Origin of the sequence: Parageobacillus caldoxylosilyticus NBRC 107762 (assembly GCF_000632715.1) — a bacterium.
In the GTDB taxonomy this organism is placed as follows: Bacteria; Bacillota; Bacilli; order Bacillales; family Anoxybacillaceae; genus Saccharococcus; species Saccharococcus caldoxylosilyticus.
In genome coordinates, this window is the sequence record NZ_BAWO01000005.1 from 35671 (window position 1) to 55293 (window position 19623).

Sequence of the window (19623 nt, forward strand, 5' to 3'; positions counted from 1 at the left end):
TAGACAAATTGTCTATCCATCTATTCCTCTTTGCTTGCTTCTTCTTTTTTCTCGTGTTCTTGCTCCGTAGAAATTTGCCGGATTAATTGTTCAATGCGGTTGCCATATTCGATCGATTCATCGATTTCAAAAAATATTTCCGGCGTTTTCCGCAAGCGAATCCGCTGGCCGATTTCCGAGCGGATAAACCCTTTTGCTTTCTCCAATCCTTTCAGCGTGTTCTGTCGTTGTTCTTCATCGCCTAACACGCTGATATATACTTTTGCTTGCTGCAAGTCGCCTGTGACACGCACATCGGTAACTGTGACAAAGCCAATTCGCGGGTCTTTCAATTTGCGGCCAATGATATCGCTTAATTCTTTTTTCATTTGTTCGCCAACACGAGTAGCCCGTAAATTCATCGCCTATCACCTCGATTAAAACCACTCAAATGTCGTGACCGTCCTTTCCAATTCTGGAAAGGAGTCGATCAAAGCAAGCGCCCGCTGCAGCTCGCGCTCGGTTGTCGCCCGGCTCGACGTAATCGCGACCATTCCGAGCGTCGTCCGCTGCCAGACGTTTTGGTGATCGATTTCGGCCACGGATATATTATATTTTTGTTTTAGCCGTGTTATTATTCGCTGCAGGACGGCCCGCTTTTCTTTTAATGACTGTGCGTTATAAATAACGCATTCACAGGCGACAAAGCCGATCACTGTCTTTTCACTTCCTGCATAATGTAGGCTTCAATAATGTCTCCTTCTTTAATATCGTTAAAGTTTTTAATCGTCAAACCGCATTCATATCCTTGCATGACTTCTTTCACATCGTCTTTAAAGCGTTTCAAGGAATCGATTTCTCCTTCGTAAATGACAATGCCTTGGCGGATCAGGCGGACTTTGCTGTCGCGCGTAATTTTTCCATCGGTTACATAGCATCCGGCAATCGTTCCAACTTTCGATACTTTAAACGTTTGCCGGACTTCAGCTTGGCCGATGACTTTTTCTTCATATTCCGGATCGAGCATTCCTTTCATCGCCGCTTCAATTTCTTCAATGACCTTATAGATGATGCGATGCAGACGAATGTCAACTTTTTCGGATTCAGCGACGCGTTTCGCATTGGAGTCCGGACGGACATTAAAGCCGATGACAATGGCGTTGGAAGTCGTTGCTAAAAGAATATCCGATTCGGTAATCGCGCCAACAGCGGCATGGATGATTTTGACGCGCACTCCTTCGACATCGATCTTTTGCAGCGCGGCAACAAGCGCTTCTACCGACCCTTGCACATCCGCTTTGACAATAATATTTAATTCTTTCATTTCGCCTTGCTTAATTTGTTCAAAGAGGTCATCTAGGCTAACGCGCGCTTTCATGCTGCGTTGTTCCATTAATTGTTTTTGTGCACGCGCTTCTGCGATTTGCCGTGCTTTTTTCTCATCTTCAAACACCATGAAGCGGTCTCCAGCCTGCGGCACTTCATGAAGGCCGGTGATTTCGACAGGGGTGGAAGGACCGGCTTCTTTCACACGACGTCCTGTATCGTTTACCATTGCGCGTACACGACCGTATGTGCAGCCGACGACAATCGGATCGCCGACATGCAACGTTCCTGCTTGAATAAGGAGCGTCGCCACTGGACCACGGCCTTTATCGAGTTTCGCCTCAATGACCGTTCCTGTGGCACGGCGATTTGGATTTGCTTTTAGTTCTTCCATTTCGCTGACAAGCAAAATCATTTCTAATAAATTGTCGATTCCTTCTCCTGTTTTGGCCGAAAGTTTGCAGTAGATCGTGTCGCCGCCCCATTCTTCCGGAACGAGATTATACTCCATTAATTCTTGCATCACGCGATCTGGATTGGCATCCGGCTTGTCGATTTTGTTAATGGCCACAATAATAGGGACATTAGCCGCTTTCGCATGGTTAATCGCTTCTACCGTTTGCGGCATGACGCCGTCATCAGCAGCGACGACAAGCACAACGATGTCCGTTACTTGCGCACCTCTTGCCCGCATCGTCGTAAACGCTTCGTGTCCCGGCGTATCAAGGAACGTAATTTTTTTGCCGTTGACCGTAACTTGATAAGCGCCGATATGCTGCGTAATGCCGCCTGCTTCTTGCTCTGTCACTTTCGAATGGCGAATGGAATCAAGCAACGTCGTTTTTCCATGGTCGACGTGGCCCATAATCGTAACCACCGGCGGCCGCTCCACTAAATCTTCAGGGGCGTCAACAATTTCAATCGACTCAAAGTTCGTTTCATCAATGACTACTTTTTCTTCTACTTCCACTCCGTAATCAGAACAAATGAGTTCGATCGCATCTTTATCCAAATCTTGGTTAATCGTCGCCATCACGCCGAGCATAAACAGCTTTTTAATAATTTCCGATGGCTCGCGGCCAAGCTTTTTCGCCAGCTCGGCAACGGTCAGCGATCCTTCAAACGTAATTTTTTTCGGAAGCTCTTTTTCTTTTTTCGCCGGCTGTTCTTGTTGCACTGGCTGCGGCTGATGGACTTTTGCTTTTACTTTGCCTTTATGTTTCTTCTTATGCTGATGGAAAATTTTCTTTTCTTGCTGCTGCAACTGCAAATCGTGTTTTTTTCCTTCCTTGCTTTTATTTGCTCCTTTTTTCTTCGCAACTTTTGCTTTGACTACTTCCTCTTCATCGTCAAAATCATCCACATAGGTTTTCGTTTTTGCCGGAGCCGGACGTTTTTCCTTCGGAGCAGAAGCTTGCGGCTGTTCGCTTTTTTTATTGTACGTATGGTCCAGCTTCTCCACCACTTCCGGCTCTAATGTTGACATATGATTCGTTACTTCAATATTCATTTCTTTCAATTTATGAATCACATCTTTACTCGGTACATTATTTTTTTTCGCGTACTCATATACACGCATTTTAGACATAGATTCACCCCCATAAAGATCCATCGAGCATTGTCCTTAGTTTGTTTGCAAACCCTTCATCCATAACGGCGACAACGACGCGGGCGTCTTTGCCGATCGCATGCCCGAGCGTATAACGGTCTGAAACTTTCCGGAGCGGAACGCCATAGGAAGAGCATTTATCGGTAATTTTTTTGGCCGTATTTTCCGATGCATCTTCCGCCAAAAGGACGAGTTTCGCCTTGCCGCTACGAATTTCCTTGACCGTTAGCTCCTCGCCTGAAATGACTTTTCCTGCTCGATTCGCTAATCCTAATAACGATGCCCAGCGTTCATTGCCCATTTTCGGCTTTTGTCTCCTTCTCCGCTAGCTGAAGCAGCTCATCATAGAGCGTATCGGCAATGTCCGCTTTTAAATGATGGGCTAAAATATTTTTCTTTTTCGCCAATAAAATGCACTCTTTGTCTAGCGTAATGTACGCACCGCGCCCCGCCTTTTTCCCGGTCGGATCGATCGAAACTTCCCCGTCTTTCGAGCGGACGATGCGCACCATTTCTTTTTTTGGCTTCATTTCACCAGTCACGACGCATTTTCGCAACGGAATTTTCTTTTGGCTCGCCACACGGATCCCCCCTCACTCGATTTCCTCTTGTAAATCGAATGATTGGTCGCTGTCATTTTCATTATCAACCGGCATCTCTTCCGAATCAAGCAAAGTGGATTGCGCATATGGATCAATTCCCATCTCGCGCGCTTCCGTTTCGCTTTTAATATCAATTTTCCAGTTTGTCAGCTTCGCCGCCAGCCGCGCGTTTTGCCCCCGCTTGCCGATCGCTAATGACAGCTGATAATCCGGTACGATCACCGTCGTCGCTTTTTGCGCTTCGTTGACAATGACGCGCAGCACTTTTGCCGGGCTCAATGCGTTGGCGACAAATTCGACTGGATCGGCCGACCAGCGGACGATATCAATTTTTTCTCCATGCAGCTCTTCGACAATCGCTTGCACGCGTTGTCCTTTTGGACCGACACATGCCCCGACCGGATCTACTTCCGGATTGTCGGAATGAACGGAAATTTTCGAGCGGTCCCCCGCTTCGCGGGCAATGGATTTAATTTCGACCGTGCCGTCGTAAATTTCTGGAACTTCCAGTTCAAAAAGACGTTTCAGCAATCCCGGGTGCGTGCGCGATACAAAAATTTGCGGCCCTTTTGTCGTTTTTTCTACTTTTGTAATATACACTTTGATGCGATCATGCGGTTTGTATGTTTCATTCGGCATTTGTTCGCTTGCCGGCAGCAATGCTTCCGTTTTCCCGAGGCTGACGTAAACAAAACGTGGATCGACGCGCTGGACAATCCCGGTCATAATATCTTCTTCGCGGTCAAGAAATTCGGCGTAAATCACGCTTCGTTCCGCTTCGCGCACACGCTGGGTGACTACTTGTTTCGCCGTTTGCGCCGCAATGCGTCCAAAATCTTTCGGCGTCACTTCTATCTCCACCACATCGCCGACTTGATAATTCGGATTGATCCGCTGCGCCTCCTCTAAAGAAATTTCCAGACGGGGATCATTGACTTCTTCAACTACATCTTTGCGAGCGAGGACACGGATCGTACCCGTCTCCATATTTAAATCGACCCGCACGTTTTGCGCCTGCCCGAAATTGCGCTTGTAGGCGGAAATAATCGCTGCTTCAATCGCTTCTATTACCACTTCTTTGCTAATGCCTTTTTCACGGATAATATCCGCTAAGGCATCGAGTAATTGCGTATTCATGAAACGAAAATCCCCCTTTTACCATTAAAAAAAGATAACAGCAAGTCTAGCGCTCGCCACTTTTTCATACGGAATAACGACCGTTTTTTTACGAGCTCTGTCTTTTACCGTAATCGATACGGTAGTTCCGTCAAAATCGGTTAGTTCGCCTTCGAACTCTTTTTCTCCTTCAATTGGCTCATACGTTTTTATATATACATTTTTCCCAATCGCTCTCGTAAAATCTTTTGCATTTTTTAATGGTCGTTCCGCTCCAGGCGAAGAAACTTCAAGGAAATAGTTATGCGGAATCGGATCGATTTCATCTAATTTTTCACTCAGTTTTTCGCTGACGATGCCGCATTGTTCGATGTCGACCCCGTCTTCGGAGTCAATGAAGACGCGCAAAAACCAATTTTTCCCTTCTTTTACATATTCGATATCCACTAGCTCTAAATTCATGTCGGCAAGAATTGGCGTGACTAGCTCTTCGACGATCTCTGTCACTTTTTTGCTCATTCTTTTCCTCCTAACGTAGAGAAACTGCATCGCTTCGTTATAACGAGAAAATCCCCTGCACATTTGCGGGGAATGAAAAATAATCGGCATCCAATTCAAGACGAAAGAGTGGGTTTCCCCACTCTTTGCTTACCCATTATCTTTACCAATTCCACTAAAACTATAACATATTGGAAAATATATTGCAATGGGCAAACAGCATAATACACTGCTTGCGGCCGGTTTTTCGCCCCGCCAAAGCTACGGACGACGGCGGACCAAATTTAAAATAAGGAAAGCTGATTATGATCTGGCAGCGAATCGAGGCAGCCGCGGCTCTCTAAGTATTCCATCAACGTTTTGGAAAGTTTTCCGCGCTGCTGCAAATCTTCTTTCGATAAAAACTCTCCTTCTTCGCGAGCGCGCACGATGTTGAGCGCTACGTTCGTGCCGAGGCCCGGGATCGCGTTAAACGGCGGAATAAGCGAATTGCCGTCAATGACAAATTCGGTAGCCTGCGAACGATAAAGATCAATATTTTTAAAGGAGAAGCCGCGTTCACACATTTCTAGGGCGACTTCTAATACCGTCAGCAAGCTTTTTTCTTTGGCCGTTGCATTGAGCCCTTTCGCATGGATTTCTTCAATGCGCTTGCGAATGGCGGCAGAACCTTTGATCATCGCGTCCAAATCAAAGTCTTCCGCGCGTACCGTAAAGTACGTCGCATAGTACAAAAGCGGATGGTGCACTTTAAAGTAGGCGATGCGGACCGCCATTAATACATACGCGGTAGCGTGCGCTTTCGGGAACATATACTTAATTTTTTTGCATGATTCAATATACCACTCCGGCACGTTGTGTTTGCGCATTTCTTCCTCGAATTCCGGCGTCAGCCCTTTTCCTTTCCGCACCGATTCCATAATTTTAAAGGCAAGCGAAGGCTCGAGTCCGCGGTAAATCAAATAAACCATAATGTCGTCGCGGCAGCCGATCACCTCAGAAAGCGTGCACGTGCCGTTTTGGATCAGCTCTTGCGCATTGCCAAGCCAGACATCTGTCCCGTGCGAAAGACCGGAAATTTGCACAAGCTCCGAAAATGTTTTCGGCTTCGTTTCTTCAAGCATCTGGCGGACAAAGCGCGTTCCGAACTCCGGAATGCCTATCGTGCCGACGTTGCACATAATTTGTTCCGGCGTGACACCAAGCGATTCGGTGCTGCTGAAAATTTTCATCACTTCAGGGTCATCGGTCGGAATCGTTTTTGGATCGATGCCGCTTAAATCTTGAAGCATGCGGATGACCGTCGGATCGTCGTGCCCAAGAATATCCAGCTTCAAAAGATTGTCATGAATGGAGTGGAAATCAAAATGTGTCGTGCGCCATTCGGAACTCGTATCATCGGCTGGATATTGAATCGGCGTGAAATCGTAAATTTCCATATAGTCGGGAACAACGATAATACCGCCCGGATGCTGTCCTGTCGTCCGTTTTACTCCGGTGCATCCCGCGGCAAGGCGGTCGATTTCCGCTCCGCGCAGCTGCAAGTTTAAATCGTTCGCATATCCTTTGACAAAACCGTACGCCGTTTTATCGGCGACGGTGCCGATCGTCCCTGCGCGGTATACGTTATCTTCCCCGAACAGCACTTTCGTATAGTTATGGGCGCGCGGCTGGTATTCGCCGGAAAAATTCAAGTCGATATCTGGGACTTTGTCGCCTTTAAAGCCAAGGAACGTCTCAAACGGAATATCATGCCCGTCTTTCTTATACTTTGTTCCGCATTGCGGACAGTTTTTATCCGGCAAATCAAATCCGGAGCCGACCGACCCGTCATTGAAAAATTCCGAGTGCTTGCAATTCGGGCAGACGTAGTGCGGCGGCAACGGGTTGACTTCAGTAATTTCCGTCATCGTCGCCACAAACGAAGAACCGACCGAACCGCGCGAACCGACGAGGTAGCCGTCATCGAGCGACTTTTTCACGAGTTTATGGGAAATTAAATAAATAACGGCAAACCCGTGTCCGATGATGCTTTTCAATTCTTTTTCCAGACGCTCTTCGACAATTTTCGGCAATGGATCGCCGTAAATTTCTTTGGCACGGCGATAGCTCATTTCGCGGATTTCCTCTTCCGCTCCTTCGATGCGCGGCGTATACAGCTTATCTTTAATCGGCTTTACTTCGCCGATCAGGTCAGCGATTTTTTGCGTATTGGTCACAACGATTTCTTTCGCCTTTTCTTCTCCTAAAAAGGAGAAACACTCAAGCATCTCATCGGTCGTGCGGAAATAGACGTCCGGCAGCTCATAACGGTTGAGCGGATTGGCCCCGCCTTGGGAATGAATTAAAATTTTGCGGTAAATTTTATCTTCTGGATTTAAATAATGAACGTTTCCGGTTGCAACGACAGGGATGTTTAATTTTTCGCCAAGCATGACGATTTTCCGGATAATTTCTTTAATCATGCTTTCGTCTTTGACGTAATCCATTTCAATCAACGGTTTGTACACTTCCGGCGGATGCACTTCAAGAAAATCGTAAAATTTGGCGATTTCCTCGACCTCTTCCGGCGCTTTTTGGATCATGTTGTCAAACACTTCGCCTTTATCGCAGCCCGAGCCGACTAAAATGCCTTCGCGGTGCTGCTGCAGCACCGAACGCGGAATGCGGGGAACGCGATAGAAATATTTGACATGCGATAACGAAACGAGCTTAAATAAATTTTTCAAGCCAACGTCATTTTGAGCAAGAAGCGTGACATGGAACGGCCGCGACAGCCGATACGATACTTCTTCTTTCGAACGCTCGTTTAACTCGTCATGGTATAAAATGCCGCGCTCCTCGGCGTCTTTCAACAGCCGCATCAGCAAATATCCGGTTGCTTCTGCGTCATAAATGGCGCGGTGGTGCTGGGTCAATTCAATATCGAACTTTTTACAAAGCGTGTTTAGACGGTGGTTTTTCAAGTCCGGATATAAAAAGCGCGCTAATTCGAGCGTATCGATCACTGGATTGGTCACTTTGCCAAGGCCGATTTTCGCAAAACCGACATTCAAAAAGCCGATGTCAAAACTAGCGTTATGAGCGACAAGGATGCTATCGCCAATCCAATCGTAAAATTGGCGCAGTACTTCTTCCGCATCTGGTGCATCTTTCAACATGTCATCGGTGATGCCTGTCAGTTCAATCGTTGTAATAGACAGCGGATGATGCGGATTGGCGAAAGAAGTAAACCGATCGATGATTTCACCATCTCTTACTTTCACAGCGGCAAGCTCGATGATCGTATTATAGACGGCCGACAGCCCCGTCGTTTCCACGTCAAAAACGACGTACGTGTCCTCCGAAAGCAAGCGGTGCGCCTCATTGTAAGCGATCGGCACGCCGTCATCGACAATGTTTGCCTCCACGCCGTATAACACTTTCATATCGTATTTTTTTGCGGCGCTATATGCTTCTGGAAATGATTGGACAACAGCGTGATCGGTCACGGCGATTGCCGGATGGCCCCATTTTTTGGCCTGTTCAATCAGCTTTGTCACGGACGTGACGGCATCCATTTGGCTCATCGGCGTATGCAAGTGAAGCTCTACCCGTTTTTCTCCTTCCGGCGCCGTATCTTGCCGCTCTTTTGCTTTTATTTCGTTAATATCGTTGGCGATAATTACAAGATCGCGGACAAACGTATCGTTTTGCACGCTTCCCCTTACTTTCACCCACATGCCTTTTTTGACATCGGCCATCAGTTCGGCATCTTCTTTATCACGGGAAAACATTTTTACTAATATGGAGTTTGTGTAATCGGTAATTTTTAGTGTTAATAACGTCCGCCCGCTTTTTAATTCGCTCATTTCTACGTCAAAGACATATCCTTGCACGACGACGCGCCGCTCTTCTTCGACGATGCTGTCTAGCGTGCGGACTTCCTCGTCCTCTCTAATTGGATAACCGATCACAATCGGACCTGCCGGCGTATCCGCCGCCCGCTCTTCATTCGCCTCTTTCGTCATCTCTGAGAGCGCTGCTAAAGCGCGCTCGGCATCTTCTTGCTGTTTTTGCGCTAGAAATTGCTCCATTTCTTTTTCCGGCTGCTTGACTTCCGTTTCGAGCTGCAACAGCGGAAAACCAAACGACTGATACACTTCCGCTATTTTTCTCGAAAAACGGCGTTTTACCGCGAGCGCTTCGGCTTCATTGCGGACGGTAACGAATAGTTTATTTCCCTTTACTGTTGGAATTTGATTATGAAGCCACGATAAAAGCGGGGAAATTCCTTCTTGCAATTCCTTTAAGCAGAGCTGCCAATAGCCGCGGACATCCGCTTCCGTAAAGTGCGAATCTGCCGTTTGGATCGTATATTTGACGTTTGCGATATGATGAAACGCCTGAACTAATTTCTCCGTAAACAGCTCATACACTTGGCACGGCAAAATTTTCGGAAGCTGGAAATAAAAATGCCAGCATTTTTGTTCCTTCTCCACTACTAGTTTGAGAATGCCTGCTTCACGGAAATAAGGTGCGAATTCGTCAGACGTCAACTGCAGCTGCTGCAACAATACTTGAAATCGTTCTTTTTGCTCGTTCGTTAACATGACGGCGATCCTTTCTCCTCTCAACGAAAATTCCTCTCTTTTTCTATCATAACAAAAGGGCTGTCGGAAAAGTATCTTTTCTACTTTTCATCAGCACAGCCCTTGTCCATTTCTCTCGTTTGTCATTGCAGCAGACGGCGAATCGTATCAATAAGTTCATTCACCGATACTTCCATCGTTTCGCCCGTTTGCCGCACTTTTACTTCAACGATTCCTTCACTTGCCCGTTTTCCAACCGTCACGCGAATCGGAATACCAATTAAATCGCTGTCGGCAAATTTGACGCCGGCGCGTTCCGGACGGTCATCATATAACACTTCCAAACCGGCTTGTCCGAGCTTTTCATACCATTCATCAGCAAGCTGGCGCTGCTCGTCGTTTTTCGCGTTGACGGAAATAAGGTGAACGTCAAACGGCGCTACCGCCGCTGGCCAGACAAGACCATTTTCATCGGCAAACTGTTCGGCAATCGCCGCCACAAGACGCGAGACGCCAATGCCATAGCAGCCCATAATCATCGTTTGCGAACGGCCGTTTTCGTCCAAGTAAACCGCATTCATCGCTTCACTATATTTTGTTCCTAATTTAAAGACATGGCCGACCTCAATTCCGCGGGCAAAGCGGATCGTTCCTTTTCCATCCGGAGACGGGTCCCCTTCCTGAATAAAGCGCAAATCAGCATATTGCGCTACAGTGAAATCGCGTTCAGGGTTTACCCCGATATAATGATATCCTTCCTCATTTGCCCCGCATACGCCGTTGACGATCGCTTTTACCGCATGATCGGCAACAACGGTAACCGCTTCTCCCACGCCAATTGGGCCAAGGGAACCGATTTCACAGTTCATCACTTGCTTCGTTTCTTCCGGTGTTGCCAGCTCTACGATCGAGGCGTCAAATAAATTTTTCACTTTGACGTCATTCGCCTCATGGTCGCCGCGGACAAGCACGAGTACGTAGCGGTCATCAACTTTGAAGAGCAGCGATTTGATGCATTTTTCCGGCGTCACTTGTAAATAGGAAGCGACTTGTTCAATCGTTTTTTGTCCCGGTGTGTGCACTTTTTCCAAATCACGAAGCGGCTCATCGCTTTTTTCATAAGTCGTAATGACCGGCGCCATTTCGATGTTGGCGGCATAATCGGACGCATCAGAGTAAGCGATTGTATCTTCGCCGATATCCGACAATACCATAAATTCATGCGTATCTTTTCCGCCGATCGCTCCCGAGTCAGCAATGACGGCGCGGAAATTTAAGCCGCATCTCCGGAAAATATTAGAATAAGCTTCATACATTTTTTTGTACGTTTCATCTAAGCTTTCTTGCGATGTATGGAACGAATAGGCATCTTTCATAATAAATTCGCGGCCGCGCAGCAGCCCAAAGCGCGGGCGTTTTTCATCACGGAATTTTACCTGAATTTGATAAAGCGTCAGCGGCAGGCGCTTATATGTTTTCACTTCATCGCGCACGAGCACCGTAATCATTTCCTCATGCGTCGGCCCGAGCGCAAAATCGCGTTCATGGCGATCCTTCAGGCGCATCAGCTCCGGACCGTATGAATACCAGCGTCCAGACTGCTGCCATAATTCCGCTGGCTGCAGCGCCGGCATGAGCAATTCGATCGCTCCGGCGCGGTTCATTTCTTCGCGGATAATCGCTTCTACTTTTTGCAGCACGCGCTGTCCGAGCGGCAAAAATGTATATACACCGCTGGCGCTTTGCCGGATAAATCCGGCGCGCAAAAGAAGCTGATGGCTTTTTACTTCCGCATCTGCCGGAACTTCTCGCAAAGTTGGAATAAACGACTGGCTTTGTCTCATCTTCTCGCACCTCTTTTTTCTCTATCTCTTTTGTTTTCGGGAAAGAAGGGAGAACATGCCCCTTCTTTCACACCATTTTATAGGAAAAATTTTTGAATATCGTTCCATGTAACGACAAGCATTAACAGCATGAGGAGCGCAAAACCGATAAAGTGAACCATTCCTTCTTTCTGACGGTCAATCGGCTCGCCCCGCAGCGCTTCAATGGCGAAAAAGAGCAGGCGGCCGCCATCAAGGGCAGGAAGCGGCAGCAGGTTGACAATGCCAAGGTTGATGCTTAAAATCGCTCCCCATTTCATTAAATAATAAATTCCCGACTCCGCGACCTTTCCAGTCGAAACAGCAATGCCGACCGGTCCTGACAGCATATCGAGCTTAAATTGGCCGGTGATTAGCTGTCCGAGGCCGCCAAGAATTTCTTTCGTCCAATAGTACGTTTCCAGCATGCCTTGTTTTAATGAACCGAGCACCGATTTTTCCATCGGTCCGTACACACCGATTAAGCCAATGGTTTCTCCCTGTACCGTTTTGGCTTCAGGGGTTACCGCAATATCCATTACTTTTCCATCCCTCTGTATTTTAAACAACAATTTCTCTTCCGGATGGGCGCGGATAATATTGACAATTTGCGTCCACGTTTTGACTGGCTCGCCGTCAATCGAAAGGACGACATCTCCTTGCCGGAGGCCGGCTTCCTTCGCAGCTCCTTTTTCTGTCAGTTCCCCGATGATCGGTTTGTCAACCGGATATCCTTGCAACAAACCAATGATTAAAAACACGGCGAAAGCAAGTACAAAGTTCATCAGCGGTCCTGCGAAAATCGTCATCGTCCGCTGCCCTAACGTCTTTGCCACAAATTGGCGGTGATAAGGAGCGATTTGAATTTCTTGATGATCAACGACAAAGAAAGCAGGCTCGTTCACTGTAAATCGTTCCAGCCGCTCCTCGTTTCCGTCTACATAGCCGGTAATATACATGCGGTGCTCTAAATCCGCATCCTCTACTTCAATAATTCTCGCATTTGGATAGTCGTCCTTATGATTGATAATAATTTTATCGACGTTGCCATTACGGTCGAGCTCCAAGCCAACCACTTGCCCTGGCCTTACTTCCACCGTTTCCGGGTCTTCGCCGGCCATGCGGACAAAACCGCCTAACGGAAGCAGACGAATGGTATAGACCGTTTCGTTTTTCTTAAAGGAAAATACTTTTGGGCCAAAGCCGATGGCAAACTCCCGGCATAAAATTCCGGCTCTCTTTGCGAAAAGCAAATGGCCAAGTTCATGGAAAAAGACAAGCGCACCGAAAATAACAACAAATGCAATAATTGGTTCCAATGTTTCAACCACCTTTTTTATAGTAGTGACTGAACGTATTTGCGCGTTTCCGCATCTATGCGGCGAATTTCCTCAAGCGATGGCTCTTTGATCATTTCATGCCACTCAAGGGCGCGTTCGATATATTCTTCGATGTCAAGAAATGCGATGCGGCCGGCAAGGAAAGCGGCGACTGCCTCTTCATTGGCTGCATTTAATACTGTCGGCAGCGATCCGCCCGCCTTTCCTGCTTCATACGCAAACCGCAAACAACGGTAACGCTCCAAATCCATCCGTTTGAAGTTTAAGGTGCCAATCTGCGCCAAATCAAGCGGTTTGACGCTTAGCGGCAAGCGTTCCGGATAAGACAGCGCGTATTGAATCGGCACGTGCATATCCGGTGTTCCAAGCTGGGCAATGACGCTTGTATCGCGAAATTGAACAAGCGAATGAATGACGCTTTCACGATGCAATAATACATCGATCTGCTCATAAGGCAGTTCAAAAAGCCAATGCGCTTCAATGACTTCCAGTCCCTTATTCATCATCGTTGCCGAGTCAATCGTAACTTTTGCGCCCATTGACCAGTTAGGATGACGGAGCGCTTCTTCTACCGTTACGTGCTTCAGCTCTTCTCTCGTTTTATCGCGAAAGCTGCCGCCGGACGCGGTTAAAATAATTTTTTCCACCTGTTCTCGTTTTTCCCCTTGCAAACATTGAAAAATAGCGGAATGTTCGCTGTCAACCGGCAACAGAGCAACTCCCCGTTTTTTTGCCTCTTCCGTCACAATATGTCCTGCTGTTACAAGCGTTTCTTTATTTGCGAGCGCAATTGTTTTGCCTGCTTCAATCGCCTTTAGCGTCGGCACGAGGCCAACGCTGCCGACAACAGCCGTTACAACGATATCCGTTTCCGGAAAAACGGCCGCTTCTATTAATCCTTCCTCCCCATAAATGATTTTTACTTTGCCTGCATATTCGCTCCGCAGTTTATCATACGCATCCCGATCGGCGACGGCAACGAGACGGGGGGCAAACTCTTCAATCATCGCCCGCGCCATATCGACATTTTTTCCAATCGAAACAGCCGCTAGCCGAAATTCATCGGGATGGGAACGAATGATATCGAGCGTCTGCGTACCGATCGAACCGCTCGCCCCTAATATACTAATATATTTCAATGTCTTCACTCCTAACTCCCTTATAGCGCCATGCTAATGAAAAAGTATAAAATAGGCAAAATAAATAATAAACTATCAAAGCGATCTAAAATCCCGCCGTGACCCGGCAAAATATTCCCGGAATCTTTTACGCCGTAATGCCGCTTAAATGCTGATTCGACTAAATCTCCCAATTGTCCGAAGATGGAAAGAACAATCGTCATCACCAATACAAAACCGATGCTGTGAAAAAGATTTGTTGTCCATTGATAAACTACGGCGACGGCGACAGCGCAAATGATTCCGCCAATGGAACCTTCCACAGTCTTATTTGGGCTGATTTCCGGCCATAATTTTCGCTTTCCAAAGGCACGCCCGATAAAATATGCCCCGATATCGGTTGCCCATATAATAAACAGAGCATAAACCATATACGCTAAACCAATGGAGCGAATTTCGCTAAAACAATAAAATCCGAAACCTACGTAAAGAATGGATAAAAGAATAAACCCCGCTTCATCAAAGGTAAAGGCGTTTTTCGTCACCACCGTATACGCAAGCAATAAGAAGGCGCCTAACAGCAGCAGCCCAAGTTTGGTTACGTGGAAAGACGCAAGCCCGCTTTCATATTGCTGGGGAAGAAGCAGCAGCCATAAAACGACAAAGCTGATCACCCCTTCAGGAGAAACGACGCGCAGGCGCTTCATGCGCAATAATTCAAACAGCCCGACCGTCGCTAATATATATGTTACTATTATAAACGGAAATCCGCCAAAAATAACAATCGGCAGAAATAAAGCGGCCGCAATCACTCCAGTAATGACTCGCTGTTTCATCGCGTTTATATTCCTCCAAACCGGCGATCACGCTGTTGAAAGACGGCGATCGCTTCTAATAAATGTTGCTCGGTAAAGTCCGGCCATAGGACATCGGTAAACCAAAATTCCGTATAGGCGAGCTGCCATAGCATAAAATTGCTTAACCTGATTTCGCCGCTTGTGCGAATGAGTAAATCCGGGTCAGGCAGCTCTTTTGTCATTAAGTAAGAGGATATTATTTGTTCTGTAATTGCTTCCGGTGCCAATGTCCCTTTTTGCACTTCTTTGGCAATTCTCTGCACCGCGTATGTAATTTCCGCCCGGCTTCCGTAGTTTAAAGCAAAGTTGAGAATTAACCCGGTATTTTTTTCTGTTTCGCGAATCGCTTTTTCCACCGCTCTGCGGGTATGGTCGGGAAGCTGCTCCGTATGGCCCATGACCCGCACCTTTACGTTCTCCTCTATTAATTCAGGAAGAAATGTCGTTAAAAACTGTTCCGGAAGCTTCATTAAATAATCCACTTCACTTTTCGGCCGCTTCCAATTCTCTGTTGAAAAGGCATATAGCGATAATATTTGAATGCCGAGTTCGTTGGCAAAACGAGTGATTTTACGAACAACCTGCATCCCTTCGTAGTGGCCCGCTGCCCGCGGCAGCGCCCGTTTTTTCGCCCATCTCCCGTTTCCGTCCATAATGATGGCCACATGTTTCGGGATCGGGTTTTGCAGTATTTCTTCTTTTGTGTAGCTAGTGGGAGAAAAAGATTCCTCCACTTTATTTTTCCAAATTTTATTAAACATACTAGTCCTCCGTATGAAAATATTTTACCATTCATGTACTATGCGACTAGTGCGTACCCCAACGCAATTTTTGCATTATTTTTCCCCTGTCCTATTTTTGCCTCTTCATTATAACAAAAAAACCCTCCATAAATATAGAGGGTTTTCCTTGTTCGATTATACTTCCATTACTTCTTTTTCTTTTTCTTTGGTAATCGCATCAATTTTGGCGATATGATCATCGGTAAGTTTTTGAACATCTTCCGTGTAGCCACGCAATTCATCTTCGGTAATTTCGCCATTTTTCTCAAGTTTTTTCAATTCATCGTTCGCATCACGACGAATGTTGCGCACCGCGACTTTGGCGTCTTCTGAATATTTTTTCACCAGCTTCACCAGCTCACGGCGCCGTTCTTCCGTCAATGGCGGAATGACAATGCGAATAACCGATCCGTCGTTCGATGGCGTCAGCCCTAAATCGGAAGCTAAAATCGCTTTTTCCATTTCTTTAATCACTGATTTGTCATAAGGCTGAATGACAAGCAAACGGGCTTCCGGCACGCTGATGCTTGCTAATTGATTAATTGGCGTCGCCACACCATAGTAATCGACCGTGACTTTTTCAAGCAAACTTGGATTCGCTCTTCCGGCGCGAATCGTCGCCAGTTCACGGCTGAACGCCTGCACCGCTTTATCCATTTTTTCTTTCGCGTTATTGATCACTTGTTGAGCCATCCTTACTTCCCCCTTACGATTGTTCCGATATTTTCACCTAAAACAGCACGCTTGATATTTCCTTCTTCTGTAATCGAAAAAACGATTAACGGAATATCGTTGTCCATGCATAACGACGAAGCGGTAGAATCCATGACGCCCAATCCTTGTTTAATGACATCCAAATACGATAGTTCGTCATATTTTACGGCATTGGCATCCACTTTCGGATCTGCACTATATACGCCGTCCACATTGTTTTTCGCCATTAAAATGACATCGGCTTCAATTTCCGCCGCGCGCAATGCAGCCGTCGTATCTGTTGAAAAATACGGATTTCCAGTGCCGGCCGCAAAAATAACAACGCGTTTTTTCTCGAGATGGCGGATCGCTCTTCTTCGTATGTAAGGTTCAGCTACTTGGCGCATCTCGATCGATGTTTGCACCCGCGTTTCCACTCCGAGATTTTCAAGGCTATCTTGAAGTGCCAGCGAATTCATGACCGTCGCCAGCATTCCCATATAGTCTGCAGTGGCGCGATCCATTCCCATTTCGCTTCCGGTTTTTCCGCGCCATATATTGCCGCCGCCGACAACAATAGCGACTTCCACGCCGAGTTCGGCCACTTCTTTTACTTGTTTTGCAATCGACTGAATGACCGCAGGGTTAATGCCAAATCCTTGTTCGCCAGCAAGCGCTTCACCGCTTAACTTTAAAACAATACGCTTGTATTTTGGTTTTTCCATGTCAAACCTCCATGCAGCTAATTAGGAAAAACAGTGATCACTGAAAACGATGTTCTGGCAGGATTACAACATGCCATTTTAAAAATAGGGAACACGGTGTGTGTTCCCTGTTGCTTTGCTTCATTGCTTTCTTACTTGGTTCATGACTTCTTCGGCAAAGTTATCTTGGCGTTTTTCAATGCCTTCGCCGACTTCATAGCGGACGAATTGTTTTACCGTCGCACCGTTCGATTCAACATACTGGCGCACTTTTACATCCGGATTTTTTACAAACGCTTGTTCTAGCAAGCAAACATCTTCATAAAATTTATTTAAACGGCCTTCTACCATTTTTTCGACAATATGTTCCGGTTTTCCTTCATTTAGTGCTTGCTGTTTCAACACTTCACGTTCATGTTCAACTTCTTGCTGTGGCACTTGGTCGCGGGAAACGTATTTCGGATGCAATGCCGCAATGTGCATAGCCACATCTTTCGCCACTTCTTGGTTTGTCGTACCTGCTAATAATGTTAATACGCCGATGCGGCCGCCCATGTGCAAGTACGCACCGAAAACGTCATTGTCACCTTTTTCCATAATTTCAAAGCGGCGCAGCGTGATTTTTTCACCAATTTTAGCAATCGCTTCGTTAATATGATCTTGAACGGTAGATCCGTTATCCATTGTTTGCCCAAGCGCTTCTTCCAGCGTAGCCGGCTTATGTTTTAGCAAGTGGGCGGCAAGCTCTTTTACTAATGTTTGGAACGCTTCGTTTTTCGCCACAAAATCTGTTTCCGAATTCACTTCTAAAATAACGGCGGTATTGCCAGCTGTTTCAATAAGCGTCGTTCCTTCTGCCGCAATGCGGTCCGCTTTTTTCGCCGCTTTGGCGATTCCTTTTTCGCGAAGCCAATCGATCGCTTTGTCCATATCACCATTTGTTTCCATCAATGCTTTTTTGCAGTCCATCATTCCCGCGCCTGTTTTTTCGCGCAGTTCTTTTACCATTTGTGCTGTAATCGCCATCAAATAAATCCTCCTTTAAAATCGCATGTATGTATCGTTTAAACAAAATTCGCAAAGCAAATTTTGTTTTCTGCCGTATTCGTAGTATAGCCAAGAAGAGCGATTTTCTGTCTCAAAAAAAGGTGATAAAAGGCTTTCCCCCTCTTATCACCTTTCTAAACCAAATTACTCGGCAGCAACGACTGCTTCTTCGCCTTGTTTTGCTTCTAATACCGCATCGGCAATTTTCGAAGTAAGAAGTTTTACCGCGCGAATCGCGTCGTCGTTTGCTGGAATGACATAGTCGATTTCATCCGGATCGCAGTTTGTATCCACGATACCGATGATCGGAATGTTTAATTTGCGCGCTTCCGCAACTGCGATGCGCTCTTTGCGCGGGTCGATGACAAACAGAGCGTCCGGCAATTCTTTCATTTCTTTAATGCCGCCTAAAAATTTCTCTAAACGTTCTTGCTCTTTCTTTAAGCGGATGACTTCTTTTTTCGGAAGCACGTCAAAAATGCCGTCTTCCTCCATTTTTTCAATTTCTCTTAAACGCTTAATGCGTTTTTGAATCGTCGCAAAGTTCGTTAGCGTACCGCCTAGCCAGCGTTGGTTGACATAGAACATGCCGCAGCGTTCTGCTTCTTCTTTCACCGATTCTTGCGCTTGTTTTTTCGTGCCGACAAACAAGATTTTGCCGCCGTTTGCTGCTAATTCTTTGACGAAGTTGTATGCTTCTTCTACTTTTTTGACGGTTTTTTGCAAGTCGATAATATAAATGCCGTTGCGTTCCGTGAAAATATATTTTTTCATTTTTGGATTCCAACGGCGAGTTTGATGTCCGAAATGAACACCAGCTTCAAGCAATTGTTTCATCGAAATGACCGACATGTTGGTTCCTCCTATATTTTGGTTTTTATTCCTCCGCCCATGTCATCTTTAAGCAAGACTGACGATGTTACGTCAGCACCGTTGCTTAAATCGATGGACGTGTGTATTCACACCATGTAAAAATATATCATAACTGCCTGTGACAAATCAAGCAATTATTTGCCTACTTTTGGCGGAATTTTAACAATAACTCCACTTCTGTTTTTCCTTTCTTTAGGATTTTCGCGATTTCTTCTACTGTTTTTCCTTGTTCGTAAAGCTGCCGAACGCGAGCGGCGGCGAAAGAAGCCGGCTGTTGACGTATATCTACAACATCTTTTATCTCATCGATGTTTGGAAAATAGCTAGGGAGCGCTTCCGTTTCCGTTTCTTCGCTTGGCGCCGTTGTTTCGTTGCCTTCCGCCTGCGGCTCGGCGCTGTCTTTTGGCGGTGAATGGTCCGTCTGAGTGCGGTTTGGCAATATTGCCGCCAGCTCTGCTAAGAAGCGTTCGTTTTCTTCCTTCCACTCTAATAAATAGGCAGAAAATGTTTGTTCCATCTCTTCCGTCATTTGCTGCTGCTGCTTTTCGATTTCTTTTACCTTGGCTAATCGCAAATAAAGCAAAATAATGATCCATAAGGAAAGCGCATGAAGAAGAAAACTAATCGTGAGCAAAAATGCAAGCAT

General features: G+C 46.3%; 18 protein-coding genes. All 18 read right to left on the bottom strand.

Going from position 1 to position 19623, the window contains the following annotated elements; genetic code table 11:
* Positions 1-20 precede the first annotated feature (20 nt).
* The 18 genes from rbfA to GCA01S_RS02740 all read right to left on the bottom strand — a co-directional run bounded on the left by rbfA (position 21) and on the right by GCA01S_RS02740 (position 19623).
* The gene (gene rbfA / locus GCA01S_RS02655) at positions 21-401 is read right to left on the bottom strand and encodes a 30S ribosome-binding factor RbfA (protein ID WP_017437043.1); all 381 of its coding nucleotides are present in this window, start codon (positions 399-401) and stop codon (positions 21-23) included.
* A 15-nt stretch (positions 402-416) separates the two neighbouring features.
* Positions 417-695 carry a DUF503 domain-containing protein gene (locus GCA01S_RS02660; RefSeq protein WP_017437044.1) on the bottom strand — a complete coding sequence of 93 codons (279 nt, stop codon included), beginning with the start codon at positions 693-695 and terminating at the stop codon, positions 417-419.
* Positions 692-2893 (bottom strand): translation initiation factor IF-2, encoded by a 2202-nt coding sequence (gene infB / locus GCA01S_RS02665; protein ID WP_017437045.1) that lies wholly within the window; start codon positions 2891-2893, stop codon positions 692-694. The genes GCA01S_RS02660 and infB overlap by 4 nt, the downstream gene beginning before the upstream one ends.
* A 4-nt stretch (positions 2894-2897) precedes the next feature.
* Complete coding sequence (locus tag GCA01S_RS02670; protein WP_017437046.1) at positions 2898-3215, bottom strand: YlxQ family RNA-binding protein; 318 nt, start codon at positions 3213-3215, stop codon at positions 2898-2900.
* Positions 3205-3495 carry an RNase P modulator RnpM gene (gene rnpM, locus GCA01S_RS02675; RefSeq protein WP_017437047.1) on the bottom strand — a complete coding sequence of 97 codons (291 nt, stop codon included), beginning with the start codon at positions 3493-3495 and terminating at the stop codon, positions 3205-3207. Before rnpM ends, GCA01S_RS02670 begins: the two co-directional genes overlap by 11 nt.
* A 12-nt stretch (positions 3496-3507) precedes the next feature.
* Positions 3508-4653: a transcription termination factor NusA gene (nusA, locus tag GCA01S_RS02680; protein WP_017437048.1), complete on the bottom strand. Its 1146-nt coding sequence runs from the start codon at positions 4651-4653 to the stop codon at positions 3508-3510.
* Between the two features lie 24 nt (positions 4654-4677).
* Positions 4678-5151, bottom strand: coding sequence for a ribosome maturation factor RimP (gene rimP / locus GCA01S_RS02685; RefSeq protein WP_017437049.1), 474 nt, complete (start codon positions 5149-5151; stop codon positions 4678-4680).
* Between the two features lie 263 nt (positions 5152-5414).
* On the bottom strand, positions 5415-9722 hold the full coding sequence (locus GCA01S_RS02690; protein WP_017437050.1) for a PolC-type DNA polymerase III: 4308 nt from the start codon (positions 9720-9722) through the stop codon (positions 5415-5417).
* A 122-nt stretch (positions 9723-9844) separates the two neighbouring features.
* On the bottom strand, positions 9845-11545 hold the full coding sequence (locus GCA01S_RS02695; protein WP_042407084.1) for a proline--tRNA ligase: 1701 nt from the start codon (positions 11543-11545) through the stop codon (positions 9845-9847).
* Positions 11546-11622: 77 nt separating this feature from the next.
* A complete protein-coding gene (gene rseP / locus GCA01S_RS02700) occupies positions 11623-12882 on the bottom strand; it encodes an RIP metalloprotease RseP (RefSeq protein WP_017437052.1) in 1260 nt (419 codons plus the stop codon).
* A gap of 17 nt (positions 12883-12899) precedes the next feature.
* Positions 12900-14042 carry a 1-deoxy-D-xylulose-5-phosphate reductoisomerase gene (locus tag GCA01S_RS02705; protein WP_042407086.1) on the bottom strand — a complete coding sequence of 381 codons (1143 nt, stop codon included), beginning with the start codon at positions 14040-14042 and terminating at the stop codon, positions 12900-12902.
* A 20-nt stretch (positions 14043-14062) separates the two neighbouring features.
* Complete coding sequence (locus GCA01S_RS02710) at positions 14063-14857, bottom strand: phosphatidate cytidylyltransferase (RefSeq protein WP_042407087.1); 795 nt, start codon at positions 14855-14857, stop codon at positions 14063-14065.
* 5 nt (positions 14858-14862) lie between these two features.
* The gene (locus GCA01S_RS02715) at positions 14863-15639 is read right to left on the bottom strand and encodes an isoprenyl transferase (protein ID WP_042407090.1); all 777 of its coding nucleotides are present in this window, start codon (positions 15637-15639) and stop codon (positions 14863-14865) included.
* 156 nt (positions 15640-15795) lie between these two features.
* Positions 15796-16353: a ribosome recycling factor gene (frr, locus tag GCA01S_RS02720; protein ID WP_017437056.1), complete on the bottom strand. Its 558-nt coding sequence runs from the start codon at positions 16351-16353 to the stop codon at positions 15796-15798.
* A gap of 2 nt (positions 16354-16355) precedes the next feature.
* Positions 16356-17078: a UMP kinase gene (gene pyrH / locus GCA01S_RS02725; protein WP_017437057.1), complete on the bottom strand. Its 723-nt coding sequence runs from the start codon at positions 17076-17078 to the stop codon at positions 16356-16358.
* A 120-nt stretch (positions 17079-17198) separates the two neighbouring features.
* On the bottom strand, positions 17199-18083 hold the full coding sequence (gene tsf / locus GCA01S_RS02730; protein ID WP_017437058.1) for a translation elongation factor Ts: 885 nt from the start codon (positions 18081-18083) through the stop codon (positions 17199-17201).
* 165 nt (positions 18084-18248) lie between these two features.
* The gene (gene rpsB, locus GCA01S_RS02735; RefSeq protein ID WP_017437059.1) at positions 18249-18956 is read right to left on the bottom strand and encodes a 30S ribosomal protein S2; all 708 of its coding nucleotides are present in this window, start codon (positions 18954-18956) and stop codon (positions 18249-18251) included.
* 163 nt (positions 18957-19119) lie between these two features.
* On the bottom strand, positions 19120-19623 hold the full coding sequence (locus GCA01S_RS02740) for a hypothetical protein (protein WP_017437060.1): 504 nt from the start codon (positions 19621-19623) through the stop codon (positions 19120-19122).

Bases quoted from the DNA above. Each gene is read 5' to 3' on its own strand.
- GCA01S_RS02695 (WP_042407084.1), bottom strand. From the start codon at position 11,545: ATGAGACAAAGCCAGTCGTTTATTCCAACTTTGCGAGAAGTTCCGGCA.
- pyrH (WP_017437057.1), bottom strand. From the start codon at position 17,078: ATGGAAAAACCAAAATACAAGCGTATTGTTTTAAAGTTAAGCGGTGAA.
- GCA01S_RS02715 (WP_042407090.1), bottom strand. From the start codon at position 15,639: ATGTTTAATAAAATTTGGAAAAATAAAGTGGAGGAATCTTTTTCTCCC.
- GCA01S_RS02670 (WP_017437046.1), bottom strand. From the start codon at position 3,215: ATGGGCAATGAACGCTGGGCATCGTTATTAGGATTAGCGAATCGAGCA.
- rimP (WP_017437049.1), bottom strand. From the start codon at position 5,151: ATGAGCAAAAAAGTGACAGAGATCGTCGAAGAGCTAGTCACGCCAATT.
- nusA (WP_017437048.1), bottom strand. From the start codon at position 4,653: ATGAATACGCAATTACTCGATGCCTTAGCGGATATTATCCGTGAAAAA.
- infB (WP_017437045.1), bottom strand. From the start codon at position 2,893: ATGTCTAAAATGCGTGTATATGAGTACGCGAAAAAAAATAATGTACCG.
- frr (WP_017437056.1), bottom strand. From the start codon at position 16,353: ATGGCTCAACAAGTGATCAATAACGCGAAAGAAAAAATGGATAAAGCG.
- GCA01S_RS02690 (WP_017437050.1), bottom strand. From the start codon at position 9,722: ATGTTAACGAACGAGCAAAAAGAACGATTTCAAGTATTGTTGCAGCAG.
- rpsB (WP_017437059.1), bottom strand. From the start codon at position 18,956: ATGTCGGTCATTTCGATGAAACAATTGCTTGAAGCTGGTGTTCATTTC.
- rbfA (WP_017437043.1), bottom strand. From the start codon at position 401: ATGAATTTACGGGCTACTCGTGTTGGCGAACAAATGAAAAAAGAATTA.
- tsf (WP_017437058.1), bottom strand. From the start codon at position 18,083: ATGGCGATTACAGCACAAATGGTAAAAGAACTGCGCGAAAAAACAGGC.
- GCA01S_RS02740 (WP_017437060.1), bottom strand. From the start codon at position 19,623: ATGCTTGCATTTTTGCTCACGATTAGTTTTCTTCTTCATGCGCTTTCC.
- GCA01S_RS02710 (WP_042407087.1), bottom strand. From the start codon at position 14,857: ATGAAACAGCGAGTCATTACTGGAGTGATTGCGGCCGCTTTATTTCTG.